This window comes from Pseudomonas sp. TKO26, assembly GCF_003225665.1.
GTDB lineage: Bacteria > Pseudomonadota > Gammaproteobacteria > Pseudomonadales > Pseudomonadaceae > Aquipseudomonas > Aquipseudomonas saponiphila.
On sequence record NZ_QKLN01000001.1, the window covers coordinates 603,027 to 618,506 of the forward strand.

Here is a 15,480-nt window from a genome sequence, read left to right on the forward strand (position 1 = left end):
CCTTGATCGGTTCTGGAGTTCACGCACATGGCAGCTTTATCGCAAGCGAATCAAACCGGGCAGACCCCGGCCAACCTGGCCCTTCCCAGCGAAGCCCGCATGGGCCGACTGTCCCTGACCATGGCCTGGTGGGCGGTGTGCAGCGCGATGTTCTACATCGTCGTCGGCGCCTCCCTGGCCTTGTCCTACGGCACCCGCAATGCACTGATCGGCATGCTGCTGTCGGTGCTCAGCTATGGCCTGATCAACAGCGTGCTCAGCCGCTTTGCCATGCGCAGCGGGCTCTCGGTGGCGCTGTTCTCGCGGTTGCTGTTCGGCAGCACCGGGGCTTGCCTGGCAACCCTGATCTTTTTCTCCACGGCCATCTACTACGCGGTGTTCGAGGGTTCGGTGATTGCCGTGGCGCTCAATCACCTGTACCCGCAACTGCTGTACCCGCTGGCGGCGCTGGTGGTGGTGCTGTACAGCGTGCCGCTGATCCTGGGCAGCGTGCAGCACTGGCTGGACAAGCTCAACGGCGTGCTGCTGCCGGTGTACCTGGGAGGCTTGCTGTTCGCCGTGGGCCTGTCGATCGCCCGTTATGGCTATCAGCCGCAATGGCTGGATTTCGGCCCGGCCAGCCCCAGCGGCAGCGGCTGGTGGGATTGCTTCGTGGCCTACATGGGAGTGTGGATCCTGATGCTGTTCACCTTCGACTACGCGCGCTTCGGCAAGCCCGAAGACGCCGACTACCACGGTCGCTGGAACTTCGGCATGCCGTTCTACGCGGTGACCTTTTTGCTCAACGGTGCAGCAGGGATCTACCTGGTGAGCAGCATTCCCCACGAGGGCGCGCTCAATGAAGTCTCGGTGGTGATGGCCATTCTGCAGTTGATGGGGCTCTGGGGCCTGTTGTTCGTCTGGGCCACCCAGACCCGGATCAACACCGCCAACTACTACCTGGCGACCCTGAACATGCAGGCGTTCTTCGGCCGCTTCGGCCTGCGCGGTTCCTACCTGATGTGGGCGGTGGCGGTGGGCATCATCGTCTATGGCCTGATGCTGGCGGACGTGTTCGCCTATTTGCTCAAGGCCCTGGCCTATCAGGGGATCTTCGTGGTGGCCTGGGTCGGCGTGGCCCTGGCGCAGATCCTGCTGGGGCGCACCGATGTGGCGGCGATTGATCGTGTGGCGGCCTTCAACCCGGTGGGGCTGACGGCCTGGTTCGGTGGCACGGCCCTGGGCCTGATGCTGATGTGGGCGGGGGGCGGCCTGGCGAGTTTCTCGGCGCCGCTGACCGGGGTCCTGGCGTTTGCCTTGCAGGCCGGGCTCGCCGCTCGCTTGCAGCAGCGCCTGCCCGCCGCCGGCTGAGCGGGCGACGGCGCAGGTGCTGGCTGCTCAGAACAGTTGGGTGAACAGCCAGTACAGGCTGCCGGAGAGCAGGATCGCCGCCGGCAGGGTCAGGATCCAGGCCATGGCCAGGTTGCGTATGGTGCGCATCTGCAACCCGCCGCCATTGGCCACCATGGTCCCGGCCACCCCCGAGGACAGCACGTGGGTGGTCGACACCGGCAAGCCGAACATGTCCGCCGCGCCGATGGTCAGCATGGCCACGGTTTCCGCTGAGGCGCCCTGGGCATAGGTCAGGTGGGTCTTGCCGATTTTCTCGCCGACGGTCACCACGATGCGCTTCCAGCCGACCATGGTGCCCAGGCCGAGGGCGATGGCTACGGCGATCTTCACCCACAGCGGGATGAAGCGGGTGGCGTTGTCGATCTGCTGCTTGAACAGTTGCAGCTTGTCCCGGGTGTCCTGGTCGAAGTGGCCGACCTGGTGCTTGTCCATCAGACGGATCGCTTCGCTGGTCAGGTACATGTCGTTGCGCACGTTGCCCATGGCTTCGGCGGGCACCTTGGCCAGGGAGCCATAGCCCTTCACTTCAGTGCCGATGGCTCCGGTCAGGGCGGCCAGGGCGGGGATCAGTTCCGCGGTCGCTTGCTTGCTGCGCATGTACTCCGAGAGCACCGCGCGAGGATCGGCCGGCGCCGGTTGCGGGGCGCTCTTGATCAGGGCCTGCTGGGTGACTTCGGCCACCGCGGCGAACTGCAGCGACTGGTCGGCGGGCATGGTGCGGTTCAGCGCATAGGCCATGGGCAGGGTGCCCACCAGGATCAGCATGATCAGGCCCATGCCTTTCTGGCCATCGTTGGAGCCATGGGCGAAGGACACTCCGGTGCAGGTCAGGATCAGCAGGCCGCGAATCCACCACGGTGGCGGCGCGTCACCCTTGGGCGCCTTGTACAGGGCGCGGTTCTTGACGAACAGGCGCAGGGCCAACAGCAGCAGGGCGGCAAACACGAAGCCGATCAATGGCGAGAACAACAGCGCGTAGCCGACCTTGGTCGCCTGGCTCCAGTCCACCCCGCTGGTGCCGTCGCGGCCGTGCATCAGTGCGTTGGCCACGCCGACGCCGATGATCGAGCCGATCAGGGTGTGGGACGAAGAAGCCGGCAGCCCCAGCCACCAGGTGCCGAGGTTCCACAGGATGGCGGCGATCAGCAGGGCGAAGATCATCGCGAAGCCGGCGGAGGAGCCCACTTGCAGGATCAGCTCCACTGGCAGCAGGGCGATGATGCCGAAGGCCACCGCGCCGCTGGACAGCAGCACGCCAAGGAAGTTGAACAGGCCGGACCAGACCACCGCGAACTGCGGCGGCAGGGAGTGGGTGTAGATCACCGTGGCCACGGCGTTGGCGGTGTCGTGGAAACCGTTGACGAACTCGAAGCCCAGGGCGATCAGCAGGGCCACGCCCAGCAGCAGGAACGGGGTCCAGGTGGTGACCGTGGTGCCCAGCTCGTGCATGTCGTGCACCAGGCTGTAGGCGGTGAACAGCAAGCCCATGGCCAGCACGGCGAAGAAGATCACCAGGGTGAAGGCACCGGGTTTTTTATCCAGTTGCGGTTTGACGTCGGGGCTGGGAGACGCGGCAGTCAGTGACGGGGTGGCCATTGCCGGACAATCCTGTTGCGGGAAAGGAATGTCGCCCATGATCGTAGCCAAATGTTACAGACAGACTGCCTCAGATCATGGTTTGCGCGATTGAGGCGTTCCGTTGATCCGATCCAGCCCGCGCCGTCATCGTGCTCAGTAGTCCTGGCGCTTGCGGAAGGCCCAGCGCCCGGCGATCAGGGTGAAGGTGGCCACCAGCGCCACGAGGATCCAGAAACCCTCCGGGTCGCCGGAAAACGGAATGCCGCCGACGTTCATGCCGAAGAAGCCGGCAATGATGTTGATCGGCAGCGCCAGCACCGTGACCACCGTCAGGGTGAACAGGGTGCGGTTGGTCTGTTCGTTGAGGTTGGCGGCGATCTCTTCCTGCAGCAGTTTGATCCGCTCGCCCAGGGCCGTGAGGTCGTTGATGATCAGGGCGAACTCTTCGGTGGATTTGCGCAGCTCCTTGACGTCTTCCTTCTGCAACCATTGCGGCGGGCGGTTGAGCAGGCGCAGCAGGGAGCCCGGTTCCAGGGCCAGCAGGCGTTGCAGGCGCACCAGCACTCGGCGCATGGCCCCCAGCTCGGCGCGGTTGCTGGACACCCGGGCGGCCAGCAGTTGGTCCTCGATCTGGTCGACGCTGAGGCTGGTCTTGCGCACGATCTGGGTCAGTACTTCGCCCTGGTCGCGCAGCAGGTGCACCAGCAGTTCCAGGGGGGAGCGAAAGCGTTCGCCGGCCTTGACCGAGGAGCGCAGCTTGTCCACCGAATGCAGGGGCTGCAGGCGGGCACTGATGATCAAGTTGCTGCGCACGCAGACCCACAGGGTGGAGATGTCCGAAGACACCATGCTGCTGAAGTTGAACACCACGTCGTTGACCACCGCCAGCAGGGCCGAGTCGACATGTTCGATGCGGGTCGAGCGCGAGCCTTCGTGCAGGGCTTCGAAGAACTCCTCGGGCAGTTGCAGGTGGGCCTTCATCCAGCGCTCGCAGGCGGCGTGGGCCAGATTCAGGTGCAGCCAGAGGAACTCATCACTGTCCTTCGGGTGTTGCAGGGCTTGCAGGGCCTTGGCTGAATCCAGTTCATGACCGCGTTCGCCGGGGCGAAAGCTGAAACCGTAGAGCAGGCCAAACAGATCGGAATCGCGGTGAATCTGGTCGAGGCTGTGGTTCATGGAGTCTCGCAGGAGGGACAGTGCCTGGCGCGGGTTTCACAGGTTCACTTGGGCCTCATCATGGCAAGGCTTTTTGACAGTTTTGTGACGTTTGCAAGTGCACAATCCGCAGCGCTCTACCGGTGGTCGGCGGCACTCAAGAATGCAGCACGAATGCCGATCACGCTCACATGCAACACGCATTCGACCCGGTTCGAATGTGCCTGACAGGGAAGTTCGGACCTACGCATGCCCTTGAATGGGCCTGCTCTATCCCTGTCATGAGATCTTCTCGATGTTTTTGCAAAAATCCCTGAGAGCGCAAATTCTTGCCCTGCTGAGCGGTAGCCTGCTGGCGATGCTGTTGATCGCCCTGGCATGTTTTCAATTGCTGTCCGGTGGCGTGCAGAGCTACCGCGAGCTGATCGACGGGCCGCTGCGCAGTTCACAGCTGATCGACGAGGCCAACCTGCAGTTCAAGAGCCAGGTGCAGGAGTGGAAGAACGTGCTGCTGCGGGGCAAGCAGCCCCAGGAACTGAACAAGTACTGGCAGCAGTTCGAGGACCGTCAGCGGGATGTGCAGAACATTCTCGGCCAGCTGGCCCAGACTCCCGGGCTGGATGCATCGCTCAAGAGCCGGGTGCAGCGCCTGGCGGATGAGCACCGGCAGTTGGGGGCGGCCTATCAGAAGGGCCGCGATGCCTATGTGGCTGGCGGTGCCGATCCAAGTGCCGGTGACGCCGCGGTGAAGGGCGTGGACCGCGCCGCCAGCGAGCAGATGAGCGAACTGGTGAACGAGTTGCGCAAGCACGGCGAACAGCAGTCCCGGGAGATCAGCACCGCGGCCGACCGCACGGTGTGGATGGGAATCCTGGTGATGCTGGTGTCCGGCCTGCTGATCGGCCTGCTCAGCCTGTGGCTGGTCAACCGCAGCCTGGTGGAGCCGATCCGCCAGTTGATCGATTACGTCGCCCAGCTCAGCCGCGGCCAGTTCGCCGAGCGGGTAGCCAGCCAGCGTCAGGACGAACTGGGCAAGCTGGCGGCCGCCGCCAACACCCTGCGCGACTTCCTGGCCCAGACCTTCAGCAGCCTGCAGCGCAGCGCCTCGGACCTGGACCGCTCCAGCGGCGAGCTCAATGCCATCGCCACGCTGATGTCCCAGGGCACCAACGAACAGTTCAGCCGCACCGATCAGGTGGCCACGGCGATGAACGAAATGTCCGCCACCGCCCAGGAAGTGGCACGGCATGCCGCCGACGCCGCGCGCGCTGCAGATGATGCCGACCAGTCGGCGCAGCAGGGCGAGCAGGTGATGCAGAGCACCATCCACAGCATCACCCAGATGCGCAGCGAGATTGCCAACACCGCCACCGTGATCCGTCGTCTGGAAGCCGACAGCGGACGTATCGGCAAGGTGCTGGAAGTGATTCAGGGGATTGCCGAGCAGACCAACTTGCTGGCGCTCAACGCCGCCATCGAAGCGGCCCGGGCCGGCGAGGCCGGGCGCGGATTCGCCGTGGTTGCCGACGAAGTGCGCAGCCTGGCGCAACGCACTGCGGCGTCGATCATCGAGATCAACCAGATCATCCACAGTGTGCAGACCGGCGCGGTGGACGCGGCCCAGGCCATCGAGAGCGGCCAGTCCCGCAGCGAGCAGAGTGTGCAGCAGGTGACCGAGGCCGGGGCCATGCTCGAACGCATCACCGAGGCCGTGGAGGCGATCCGCGACATGAACCGGCAGATCGCCACTGCCGCCGAAGAGCAGACGTCGGTGGCCGAGGACATTTCCCGCAACCTGACCGAGATCACCTCGATTGCCAGTACCAATCTCGACAATGTCCAGCGCACCGAGGCGGCGAGCCGCAACTTGCACGGCTTGTCGGGACAGTTGAACGAGGTCACGGCGCGTCTCGGCGGCTGATAACGCTCACCCTGTATGCGGGCCCAAAAGCACAAGGCCGCGCTCCCGTAACGGGGCGCGGCCTTGTGCTGTGCGCGCAGGCTTACTTGTCTTGCTTGTTGCTCAGGACCTTGCCGGTCTTGGCGTCCAGGTCCACGTCCCACTCGATGCCTTTGCTGTCGCGCAGTTCCACCTGGTAGACGTAGGCACCGCTGGCGGTCTGCTCCAGCTCGGTGTCGGTGATGCTGGCGGCGGTGGTGCCGGGGTGCTGGGCCAAGGCGGCCTGGTTGAGTTGTTCCAGGTCCATGATGGCTCCGGATTTGAGCAGGCCCGGGATCAGGTCCGGACGGACATCGGCCTGGGCCAGGCCCGCGGTCAGGGTCAGGGCGGCAGCGGCGAACAGTGCAGAGAAACGGGTCATGGTGTTGATTCCTTGAGGTGATGGCTTTCGATGGGCACAGGTTAGCCAGTGCAACTTAATTCACCCTTAATTCAGCGCAGTGTTTGCGTCGTTTGTTCAAGCCGGGGCCCGGGTGGCACCGGCAAGCTGGCCTCTCCCTTTATCGGAGACACCATGAATGAAACGCATGCTGGCGTGGTTGTATGGCCCCTTGATGTTTGGCGGATTCATCGCCGGCGGGCTGTGTTGGATGAGTGACGGGCAGGCTTCGGCCCTGGGTTTGCTGGTGCTGTTCGCCGGGGCGCTGCAGGTGTCGTTCCTGGCGGAGTGGGCGCTGCCCTACGAGCCGGCCTGGAACCGCTCCCAGGGCGACCGGCTGCGCGATAGCCTGCACGCGCTGGTCAATGAAAGCCTGAATGCGCTGGGGCTGCTGGCCTTGCCGGGGCTGGTGGCCCTGCTGGGTGGCGAGGGCTTGTGGCCTCGGGATTGGCCGCTCTGGGGGCAGTTGCTGCTGGCGATAGTGATCGCCGATGGCGGGATCAGCCTGGCCCATTACGCCAGCCATCGCTGGGCCTGGCTCTGGCGCCTGCATGCGGTGCACCACAGTGTGCAGCGCCTGTACGGTTTCAACGGGCTGCTCAAGCACCCCCTGCACCAGATGCTGGAGGCCTTGGCGGGATTGCTGCCGCTGGTGCTGCTGGGCATTACGTTGCCGGTGGCGCAACTGCTGGCCCTGGCCATCGGCATTGCCTTGCTGTTGCAGCATTCCAACGTCGATATGCGCATGGGGCCGCTGCGGCGGGTGTTTGCCTGGGCTCCGGTGCATCGCTTTCATCACATGAAGTATGGCCGCGCCGGCGATGTGAACTTCGGGTTGTTCTTCAACCTCTGGGACTGGCTGTTGGGCACCGGGTTCTATCGGGACGACTACCCGATGCGCCAGGGCGATCTGGGCATCGGCAGCCGTCCCGACTACCCGCGGGGGTATTGGCCGCAGTTGCTGGAGCCGTTCAAGGTCCAGCGCTATGCCGCCGAGCCCAAGGTGCCTGCCGCGTTGCGCCGGCCAGTCAAGCCAGCAGGCGAGGCCTGAGGGTTTTCAGGGCCTGGCCGGCGGTGACTCCGAACAGCGCTTTCAGGGTGCGGGAGAAGTGCGCGCTGTCGGCAAAGCCGGCGCCGTGGGCCGCCTGGGCCACGGGCTGGCCGTCGAGCAACAGGGCCATGGCCAGGCGCAGACGCCGCCAGAGCACCAGGCGCCGCACCGGCAAGCCCACATCGCGGGCGAACAGGCGCTCCAGCTGGCTCAGGGACAGGTGGGCCCGGGCCGCCAGTTGGCTCGCCACCACCTTGCCGGTGAGCGCTGCGTCCAGGGCCTGCAGGGCCCGCGCCACACGCCGGTCGGCCAGGGGCAGGCGCGGGCAGGCGCGCAGCGCCGCCTCCAGTGCGGGCAACGAGGGGCACAGGTTGTGGACACAGGCCAGCAGGTCTGCGGCCGCGATCGACAACGGCTCGGCATAGACCGTGAAGGCGTTGTCCGGCGCCTGGAGAATGGCATGCCGCTGCAGCGCCTGGATCACCAGGAAGTGCCCGCTGTGGCGCTTGCCGTCGAGTTCCAGCGTCACCGCTTGCTCGGGGGCGATGATCAATTGATGGGCGTAGTGGGCATGGGGCGCGGTGCGCCCCATGGCTCCCTGAATCAGGCCGAAGTCATGCCCCAGCCAGAGCTCGCCGCTCCAGTGCGAGACAGACATTCAGTAACCGCCGGCCTCCAGCAGTTGGGCCACGCTGGCGTTGGCCGGACGCTTGAAGTACTTGAGCAGCTCGGCGCTGCGGTTGGTGAAGATACCGTCGACCCCGGCGTCCATGACCTTCTTGAAGTCCACCGGCTCGTCGAGGGTGTAGGCGTGCACCAGCAGGCCCTGATCGTGGGTGTACTGATTCATCCAGGGTTGCACCAGATCCGCGTAGCTTTGCTCGCCGCCCGCTGCCAGCGCCGTGGAGGGACCGGTGCCAATCGCGCCCTGGGCCTTGGCGTAGCCGATCCAGCGTTTGAATTCGCCCGGGTCCTTGGGCTGCTGCTTGGCGTAGAAGGCCGCCTTGTCGGTTTCGCCGCTGTTGGCGAAGGTGACGCTGGACGCCGGTTCGATGCTGCCGGCCCCGACCCACAGCAGCAGCACCTTGGGCACCTGGGGCATTTCCTTGTGCAGCAGTTCCAGGCTGTGTCTGTCGAAGGTCTGCAGCACCACCTTGCCTTTGCCCTGGCCCACGGCCAGCTCGCTCTTGGCCAGCTTTGAGCCCGCCGGGCTCAGCCAGCCGCGGTCCTGGAGCTTTTCCTTGAGTTCGTGCTCGATGCCGGGGAACAGCTGCGGCTCCTTGGTTTCGATGTACAGCCCGGGTTTGTGCTGCGTGCTGCCTTGGGCGATGTCGATGATCTCGTCCAGGGTCAGGATCTTCAGGCCGGCAAATCCCGGCCGGGCGCGATCCGGGTGGGCCTGGTTGAACCAGCTGCCGGCGTCGAGGCGCTTGAGCTCGGCCATGGTGAAGGCGTTGGGCGGGCTGTCCTTGCGCTCGGGGAATTTCTGCGCCACGTCGGTGGTGCGTAGCAGGTTGTTGTCGTGCAGGGCGAAGAGCACGCCGTCCTTGCTGCGCTGCAGGTCCAGTTCCAGGTAGTCCGCCCCCAGATCCCGGGCCAGCCGGTAGGCCGCCGCTGTGGACTCGGGGGCATCGAAGGAGGCGCCACGGTGGGCGATCACGGCGGGCTGGGGGATGCCCAGGCGCGCCGCCAGGGCATTCGGATCCGCCTGTTCAGCGGCCTGGGCCAGGCCGCAACCGAGCATCAGGCTCAACATCAGGGCGCGAGGGGGGAAGGTCGCTGGCATGCTCGAAATCCTTTCGTGGAGGCGGGGGCAAGGACCTATCTTTTAGCAACACAATGACGCTTGTGCTATCTCGGGGGCGACATAAATCCTTCTCATGCGCATCATTCAGGGTTTTTTCCGGCGCTTTGCAGTACTCTTGGCCGCGCAGTTTCCCCAGCAGAGGGAAGCCTGAGAACAGCCCTTTCCTTGCCTCGCGTGTAGACCATCGATCACCCAGTCCCGTGGGACTTACCGTGAGGTTTACCATGAGCATCACCTCTGAACTCATCTGCCAGGCCGCCGACCAGCTCAAGGGTTTTGTCGGCTTCAATCGCAAGACCGGCCGTTACATCGTGCGTTTCAGCGAAGACTCCTTCGGCATGGATGTGGCCGACGACGCCATAGTGCCGGCCAGCGAATTTGTCTGGGCGCCGGTGTCCGATCAGGCCATGAGCCTCAAGCGCGAGCAGATCCAGTTATTGCTGGACCAGAACATCGACGACCGGATCAACATCAGTGAACCGTTGCGGGTCTATATGCGCCGTAGCGATCTGCCGGAAATCCAGGCCGTGCGCAGTCTGTTGCCGACGGCTCAGGATTGATCCGGCGGCCGGCCTGAACCGCTGTGGCCCGCGGTTCAGGCTTGGGCTTGAGGACTGAAGGCATAGGCCCGTTCGACCTTGCCGACCCGGGTATGAAAGAACTGGTACCAATCCTTGCGTCCGCGCTCGCGGATGGCGCTGTGTTCGGCGTGGTGCTTCCACGCCAGGATGGCCGCCTCGCTGCTCCAGTAGGACACGGTGATCCCGAAACCGTCCGCGCCCCGGGCCGATTCGACCCCGAGAAAGCCCGGTTGCCGACGCGCCAGTTCCAGCATGCGCTCGGCGGCCTGATCGTAGTCGGGGTCCGCAGCACCGCGTTGGGAGCTGAAGATCACCGCGTAGTAGGGCGGGGCGGGTGTCTGGCCGATCATCCTCGGGCCTCCAGGCAGGCATTGAGCAGGGCGCTGACCAGGGGCGGCGTGCGGCCCTTGAGAGCCGCGCGTTCGGGCTGGAACAGAGTAGCGACGAAAAATGGATGATCGGCGAGCTCAACGGCGCGCAGATCTCCCAGGCTGTCGTGGCCGCTGGCGCGCAGGGGGCCTGCGAGCAGGGGGCCGGCAAAGTCTGGATTGACGCCGTAGCGGCAGCGATAGCCTTCCTCGATGCTCCGGGTGCCATAGGCCTTGGCGATTCGACTGCCGTGTTGCAGTTCGATGCGCTCACGGGCCTCCACCAGGGCGCAGCTCAAAGGGGTGAGCAGTGCGCGCTCGGCATCGGGGGCGATCTCGCCGTGTTCGGTATCGGCCCAGCCCAGCACGTTGCGCGCGTATTCCAGGACCGCATGCTGAAAGCCGCCGCAGGTGCCGAGGAAGGGGCGCTGTAGCTCCCGGGCCACGCGGATCGCCAGCAGCGCGCCGTGGATGTTCCGGTAGGGGCTGCCGGGCACGCACCAGATGGCGTCGAAGCCTTGCAACAGGTGCTCGTGAGTCAGATCGGCAGTGGCCAGCCATTGCACGTCGAGGGTGATTGCGGCGTCGGCTGCGGCCCGATCCAGGGCCAGGGGAATGGCCTGGTGCGCGGTGATCAGTGGGTCGTGATCCCCCACCAGGGCGATGCGCAGGGGCGGTGTCGAGGCGGGTGCTTGCATGGGCTTCTCCGGTAAGGGCGCTGACTTGTCGATTGCCTGGGGCCACTATAGATTGGCGTCCACGCAATCAATATTGGCGTTTACCCAAGTGATCAATGCAGCAGTGCACTATCAGCTGGACTACCCCGATCTGTCGCTGGTCCTGGCCCTGGTCCGTGGCGGCTCCCTGGCCCGTGCCGCGGCCCTGCTCAAGGTGGATGTTTCGACGGTGTTTCGTGCCGTGCGTCGCCTGGAAGCCGGGCTCGGTCAGCAACTGTTCGACAAGAGCCGTGCCGGCTACCTGCCCACCAGCCTGGCCCAGGCCCTGGCACTGCAGGCCGAACAGGCGGAACAGGCCCTGGAGGCGGCGCGGATCGGTGTGGCCCAGGGCGGCGAGGTCATCAGCGGTACGGTGCGCCTGACCTGTACCGATTCGGTGTTGCAGGGCTTGTTGCTGCCGGCCCTGGCGCAGTTCATGCCCAAGTACCCCGCACTGGTCATTGAACTGTGCACCTCGAATGATTTCGCCAACCTCAACCGTCGCGATGCGGACATCGCCGTGCGCCTCACCGCGACTCCTCCGGAGCATCTGGTGGGGCGCTGCCTGGGGACGGTGGCGTATCGGGTATGCACCAGCCCGGCGTATCGGCACCGGGTGGATTGCACCGATCTGGCACGGGTGGCCTGGATTGCCCCGGATGACTTTCTGCCGGATCACCCCACGGTGGTCTGGCGCCGCCAGCAGTGGCCCGGCGTGCAACCCAGTTATCGCTGCAACAGCATGCTGGCGGTGACCGAGCTGGTGCGGACCGGCCTGGGGGTGGCGGCGTTGCCGGACTTTCTCCTGGGCAGTGGCGACCTGGAGGCGCTGGGCGAGCCCCTGGAGCATGCAACCGCCTTGTGGCTGTTGACCCGCCCGGACTGTCGGGCCCTGCGCTCGGTGGTGACGCTGTTCGATGAACTGGGGCGTCATCTGCGCTGGCCCTGAATACCTCAGGCCGCTGGTGGTTCCTTGCGGACGAAGTGCGCGTGCATCTCGCTGGTGAGGTTTTCGATGCGTTCGCTCAGTTGCTTGGTCATTTCCGTGAGGCGGGTGTTCTGCTCCAGCAACTCCAGCAGTTGCCCGGTGGTTTGCGCGGCCTGGGCCTGGCGTTCGCTGTTGACGATGGCCAGGGCCTCGCGGTGCTGGGCGTCGGCGTCGGACTGGGCCTTGTCGCGGGCGGCCTGGCGGGTCTGGGCCAGCAGGATCAGCGGCGCGGCGTAGGCTGCCTGCAGGCTGAAGGCCAGGTTCAGAAGGATGAAGGGATAGACGTCGAACTGAGTGACGCCGCTGAGGTTGAGGGCGATCCAGATCGCCACGATCAGGGTCTGTGCCCCGAGAAAGGTCGGGGTGCCGAAGAAACGGGCAAAGGCCTCGGCCTTCAAGGCAAAGGCATCGTTGCCGAAGGTAGGGGCCAGGTGGGCATGGGCGCGGTGAAAGCGCAGGTGATCGGTGACTGGGATGGTTTCTTTGGGGGTGTCGCTGGAACTCATGATGGCCTCCGCCAGGTACTGGGACGTCGGGCCACTATAGTCCTCGAGGCTGTCCCCGACGTCATTGTCGACGCCGGGAAAACCCTCCCCTACAGCGCATCGCGTTCGTTGGCGAACATGCTCACGGCTTGCACCGCGTCACTGGCCCCATCGCGAATCTGCAGGATCACGGTGCCGGCCTGATCCGCCAGTTGCACGCCCTTGGCCGCCCGTTCCCGGGTGCCGTCCATGCTCTTGATGGCTTGCAGGGTTTCGTTCTGGATCATGTCGATCATGCTGGCGATTTCCGCGGTCGAGCCGCTGGTGCGCGCCGCCAACTGGCGAACTTCATCGGCCACCACGGCGAAGCCGCGCCCCTGTTCGCCGGCCCGGGCGGCCTCGATGGCGGCATTGAGGGCCAGCAGGTTGGTCTGGTCGGCAATCCCGCGGATGGTGTTGACGATGGCGGTGATCTGTTCCGAACGTTCGCCAAGGCGGGCGATCAGGGTGGAGGAGTCCTCGATGTTGTGGGCGATCTGGCGCATTTCACTGGCGGCCTGCTGGATCACGCCGGTGCCTTGCTCGGCGACTTTCCGGGTCTGTACCGAGATGTGATAAGCCTGGCTCGCGCTCTGGGCGTCCTGCTCGTGTTTCTCCACTTGCTGGCTGACGTCGGCGGCGTACTTGATCACTTTGCACAGGCGTCCGCTGGCGTCGTAGACCGGGTTGTAGTTGGCTTCCAGCCACAGCGTGCGGCCGTGCTTGTCGATCCGTTCGAAGCGACCGCTGAAGAACTCGCCCTTGTTCAGGCGATTCCAGAAGTCCTGGTAGGCGCTGCTGTTGACCAGTTCGGGCTTGCAGAACATCCGGTGATGCTTGCCCTGGACCTGCGCCAGGCTGTAGCCCATGCAACCGAGGAAGTTGGCGTTGGCGCTGATGATGCTGCCATCGAGGTTGAACTCGATCACCGCCATGGCCCGATCGATGGCATCCAGCTTGTTGCGCGCCTCGGCTTCTTCCTGGATTCGAGTGGTGACATCCAGGGCGTACTTGACCACCTTGTACACCGCGCCCGAGGCGTCGCGGATAGGGTTGTAGCTGGCTTCCAGCCACAGGCTCTGCCCGGCACTGCCGACCCGTTCAAAGGTTCCGGACTGGAACTGACCTTCTCTGAGGCGTGCCCACAATTGCTGATAGTCGCTGCTGCGCGCGTACTCCGGGGTACAGAACAGGCGGTGCGATTGGCCGAGTACCTGGTCTTCGCGATAGCCCAGGGTCTTGAGGAAATTGTCGTTGGCGCGCAATACGCAGCCTTGCAGATCGAACTCGATCACCGCCATGGAGCGGTCGATGGCTTCCAGCAGGCTCGATTGTTCGGCAACGGTCCGGTTCAGGGCGTCGATGGTCTTGTTGTGGCGGTTGAATAGCATGTGGGCAGGTGCTCTGTGGGAGAAACGTTGCGTCGATCCCTATTGAGTGCGCCGGTACGCCGAATGCTCCCCGGCGCTCGGCATTATCTGCTCAATGTCAGCGTTCCATGACTGACAGAAGATACATTCGCAGCGATGCGACGGGGACGCTTCAGGCGCGCGTCGGTGGCCGCGTCAAGGGAGACGTAGCGGCTGCGAATCGATTTGGTTGGAGTGACTGGCTTCGGTGGCGGCAGTTGCGGTTGTGGGCATCCGTTGCAACGAAGTGGCGGCATTATGATGGCAACTGCCTGGATAAATCCAAATAAACTTGTACAAAAATGTTTTTTACTTCCTTTTTGTATAAGTTTTTTCGGTTTTATGCCAATTGCGATCGTGGCACGTAGCCGTTGGCGTCGTTGCTGGCTATCCGGTTGCGTCCGGTTTTTTTCGCCTGGTACAGGGCTTGGTCCGCGGCGTTGAGCCAGGTGGCCGGATCCTCGAAGCCGGCATCGAAGGCAGCCAGACCAATACTCAGGCTGACATTCAACTCGCTCACTTGTGGGTGCCGGTACTGGCTGAAGACCCGGCGCAGACGCTCCATGATATCGAGCGCCTGCTGCTGGCTCATGCGCGGCAGGATCACGCAGAATTCGTCACCACCGTAGCGGCCGGCCAGGTCATCGTGGCGCAGGTTGCGTCGCAGTTCGTTGCTCAAGTGACGCAGGACGGTATCGCCAATGATGTGGCCGTAGGTGTCGTTGATCGCCTTGAAGTGGTCGATGTCGATCAGGGCGATGCAGGCGTGCATCTGCTGCTGCCGGCACTTGTGGAACTTGATATGCAGCAGGTCCTTCCAGGAACCGTGGTTGAGCAGGCCGGTGAGGCTGTCGGTGCGACTCAGGGCGCTCAGGGCGCGCTTGTGTTCGGACAGTTTGATTGCCAGGCGATAGCAGACCATGCCCACCGCCAAGGGATAGAGAGTCAGCATGGGCAGGCAGGCGTAGATCTGCAGCGGGTTGATCCGGGTTGTGAAGTGTGGCCCGAACAGGGCCCAGGACAGCAGGACCCCGGTGCATTGGGCCAGAGTGCCGCGAATGAACAGGCGCAGGCCACCCGCGGCCACGTTGTTCATGGCCATCATCGAGAGGATGGTGACCGCCGGCAGCGGGTTGAACTGCATGGTCGCTGCCCAGAAACCGCCCAGCAACGAGTCATACAGCAGATTGCGGCGTTCTGCCCGGTAGGGAAACGCCGAACGGGCGGACAGTTGATAGGCCAGGTGGGGCCAGATCAGGCCGTTGAACAACAGCAGGCCCCATATCCAGTCCGGCAGTGCCAGGGGAGCGAGTGCCGCCAGGACACTGATGCCGCCGATGCCCAGGCCGATGATCCTTGGCCAATAGATGCGTCGGGCAAATGACAGCCCTTTGCCGCGTTGGTTTTCCATAAATTCCTGCACCAGATTTTGCACTGAAACACTTTTTGGTGTTTTTGCGGCATTGCCGTTTATCGGATCAGTCTGATGAATATTGTCATTTATTCCACTAGGAATAATCAGTGTCCTTCGAAGCCATTTCACGGTGGCAGGGGCAGGGCATGCTGGCAGAT

At 64.3% G+C, this 15,480-nt stretch carries 15 protein-coding genes and 2 pseudogenes; 6 read left to right on the forward strand and 11 right to left on the reverse strand.

Annotation, left to right across the window (positions count from 1 at the left end):
• Positions 1 to 27 precede the first annotated feature (27 nt).
• Positions 28 to 1,350, forward strand: a complete 1,323-nt coding sequence (locus DNK59_RS02955) for a cytosine permease (protein WP_110722217.1) — start codon at positions 28 to 30, stop codon at positions 1,348 to 1,350.
• 27 nt (positions 1,351 to 1,377) lie between these two features.
• Here DNK59_RS02955 and DNK59_RS02960 read toward each other — a convergent pair whose 3' ends face one another.
• Together DNK59_RS02960 and DNK59_RS02965 are read right to left on the reverse strand one after the other, a co-directional pair.
• On the reverse strand, positions 1,378 to 2,988 hold the full coding sequence (locus DNK59_RS02960) for an inorganic phosphate transporter (protein WP_110722218.1): 1,611 nt from the start codon (positions 2,986 to 2,988) through the stop codon (positions 1,378 to 1,380).
• Between the two features lie 135 nt (positions 2,989 to 3,123).
• Positions 3,124 to 4,146 carry a transporter gene (locus DNK59_RS02965; protein WP_092311538.1) on the reverse strand — a complete coding sequence of 341 codons (1,023 nt, stop codon included), beginning with the start codon at positions 4,144 to 4,146 and terminating at the stop codon, positions 3,124 to 3,126.
• An 856-nt stretch (positions 4,147 to 5,002) separates the two neighbouring features.
• On the opposite strand from DNK59_RS02965, the pseudogene DNK59_RS32360 reads away from it, so the two are divergent.
• Both DNK59_RS32360 and DNK59_RS32365 read left to right on the forward strand, forming a co-directional pair.
• A pseudogene (locus DNK59_RS32360) lies at positions 5,003 to 5,113 on the forward strand (hypothetical protein); the annotation flags it as partial.
• Between the two features lie 228 nt (positions 5,114 to 5,341).
• Complete coding sequence (locus DNK59_RS32365) at positions 5,342 to 6,046, forward strand: methyl-accepting chemotaxis protein (RefSeq protein WP_371920247.1); 705 nt, start codon at positions 5,342 to 5,344, stop codon at positions 6,044 to 6,046.
• Positions 6,047 to 6,128: 82 nt separating this feature from the next.
• Here the strand turns inward: DNK59_RS32365 and DNK59_RS02975 are convergent, their stop codons facing one another.
• A complete protein-coding gene (locus DNK59_RS02975; RefSeq protein ID WP_092311540.1) occupies positions 6,129 to 6,446 on the reverse strand; it encodes a PepSY domain-containing protein in 318 nt (105 codons plus the stop codon).
• Between the two features lie 157 nt (positions 6,447 to 6,603).
• Between DNK59_RS02975 and DNK59_RS02980 the strand changes: the two genes are divergently transcribed.
• Positions 6,604 to 7,515: a sterol desaturase family protein gene (locus DNK59_RS02980; protein ID WP_110722219.1), complete on the forward strand. Its 912-nt coding sequence runs from the start codon at positions 6,604 to 6,606 to the stop codon at positions 7,513 to 7,515.
• Here DNK59_RS02980 and DNK59_RS02985 read toward each other — a convergent pair.
• Both DNK59_RS02985 and DNK59_RS02990 read right to left on the reverse strand, forming a co-directional pair.
• Positions 7,493 to 8,173: an AraC family transcriptional regulator gene (locus DNK59_RS02985; protein WP_110722220.1), complete on the reverse strand. Its 681-nt coding sequence runs from the start codon at positions 8,171 to 8,173 to the stop codon at positions 7,493 to 7,495. The genes DNK59_RS02980 and DNK59_RS02985 overlap by 23 nt on opposite strands.
• Entirely contained in the window at positions 8,174 to 9,301 is a 1,128-nt protein-coding gene (locus tag DNK59_RS02990) for a glycerophosphodiester phosphodiesterase (RefSeq protein WP_092311549.1), read from the reverse strand. It lies immediately after the preceding gene.
• Positions 9,302 to 9,546: 245 nt separating this feature from the next.
• Here DNK59_RS02990 and DNK59_RS02995 point away from each other — a divergent pair, with 245 nt between their 5' ends.
• Positions 9,547 to 9,882 (forward strand): DUF2025 family protein, encoded by a 336-nt coding sequence (locus DNK59_RS02995; protein ID WP_016968120.1) that lies wholly within the window; start codon positions 9,547 to 9,549, stop codon positions 9,880 to 9,882.
• Positions 9,883 to 9,917: 35 nt separating this feature from the next.
• Here DNK59_RS02995 and DNK59_RS03000 read toward each other — a convergent pair whose 3' ends face one another.
• Both DNK59_RS03000 and DNK59_RS03005 read right to left on the reverse strand, forming a co-directional pair.
• Positions 9,918 to 10,253 carry an antibiotic biosynthesis monooxygenase gene (locus DNK59_RS03000; protein ID WP_110722221.1) on the reverse strand — a complete coding sequence of 112 codons (336 nt, stop codon included), beginning with the start codon at positions 10,251 to 10,253 and terminating at the stop codon, positions 9,918 to 9,920.
• On the reverse strand, positions 10,250 to 10,969 hold the full coding sequence (locus tag DNK59_RS03005; protein ID WP_110722222.1) for a CTP synthase: 720 nt from the start codon (positions 10,967 to 10,969) through the stop codon (positions 10,250 to 10,252). Before DNK59_RS03005 ends, DNK59_RS03000 begins: the two co-directional genes overlap by 4 nt.
• On the opposite strand from DNK59_RS03005, the gene DNK59_RS03010 reads away from it, so the two are divergent.
• Positions 10,968 to 11,936: a LysR family transcriptional regulator gene (locus DNK59_RS03010; protein ID WP_177431193.1), complete on the forward strand. Its 969-nt coding sequence runs from the start codon at positions 10,968 to 10,970 to the stop codon at positions 11,934 to 11,936. The genes DNK59_RS03005 and DNK59_RS03010 overlap by 2 nt on opposite strands.
• A gap of 5 nt (positions 11,937 to 11,941) precedes the next feature.
• Here DNK59_RS03010 and DNK59_RS03015 read toward each other — a convergent pair whose 3' ends face one another.
• The 4 genes and pseudogenes from DNK59_RS03015 to DNK59_RS03025 all read right to left on the reverse strand — a co-directional run bounded on the left by DNK59_RS03015 (position 11,942) and on the right by DNK59_RS03025 (position 15,319).
• On the reverse strand, positions 11,942 to 12,481 hold the full coding sequence (locus DNK59_RS03015) for a DUF1003 domain-containing protein (RefSeq protein WP_110722223.1): 540 nt from the start codon (positions 12,479 to 12,481) through the stop codon (positions 11,942 to 11,944).
• An 89-nt stretch (positions 12,482 to 12,570) separates the two neighbouring features.
• A complete protein-coding gene (locus DNK59_RS32370; RefSeq protein ID WP_371920248.1) occupies positions 12,571 to 13,119 on the reverse strand; it encodes a methyl-accepting chemotaxis protein in 549 nt (182 codons plus the stop codon).
• Positions 13,117 to 13,890: pseudogene (locus tag DNK59_RS32375) on the reverse strand (PAS domain-containing protein); the annotation flags it as partial. The gene DNK59_RS32370 and the pseudogene DNK59_RS32375, both read right to left, overlap by 3 nt.
• A gap of 358 nt (positions 13,891 to 14,248) precedes the next feature.
• Positions 14,249 to 15,319: a diguanylate cyclase gene (locus DNK59_RS03025; protein WP_110722224.1), complete on the reverse strand. Its 1,071-nt coding sequence runs from the start codon at positions 15,317 to 15,319 to the stop codon at positions 14,249 to 14,251.
• Between the last annotated feature and the right edge of the window lie 161 nt (positions 15,320 to 15,480).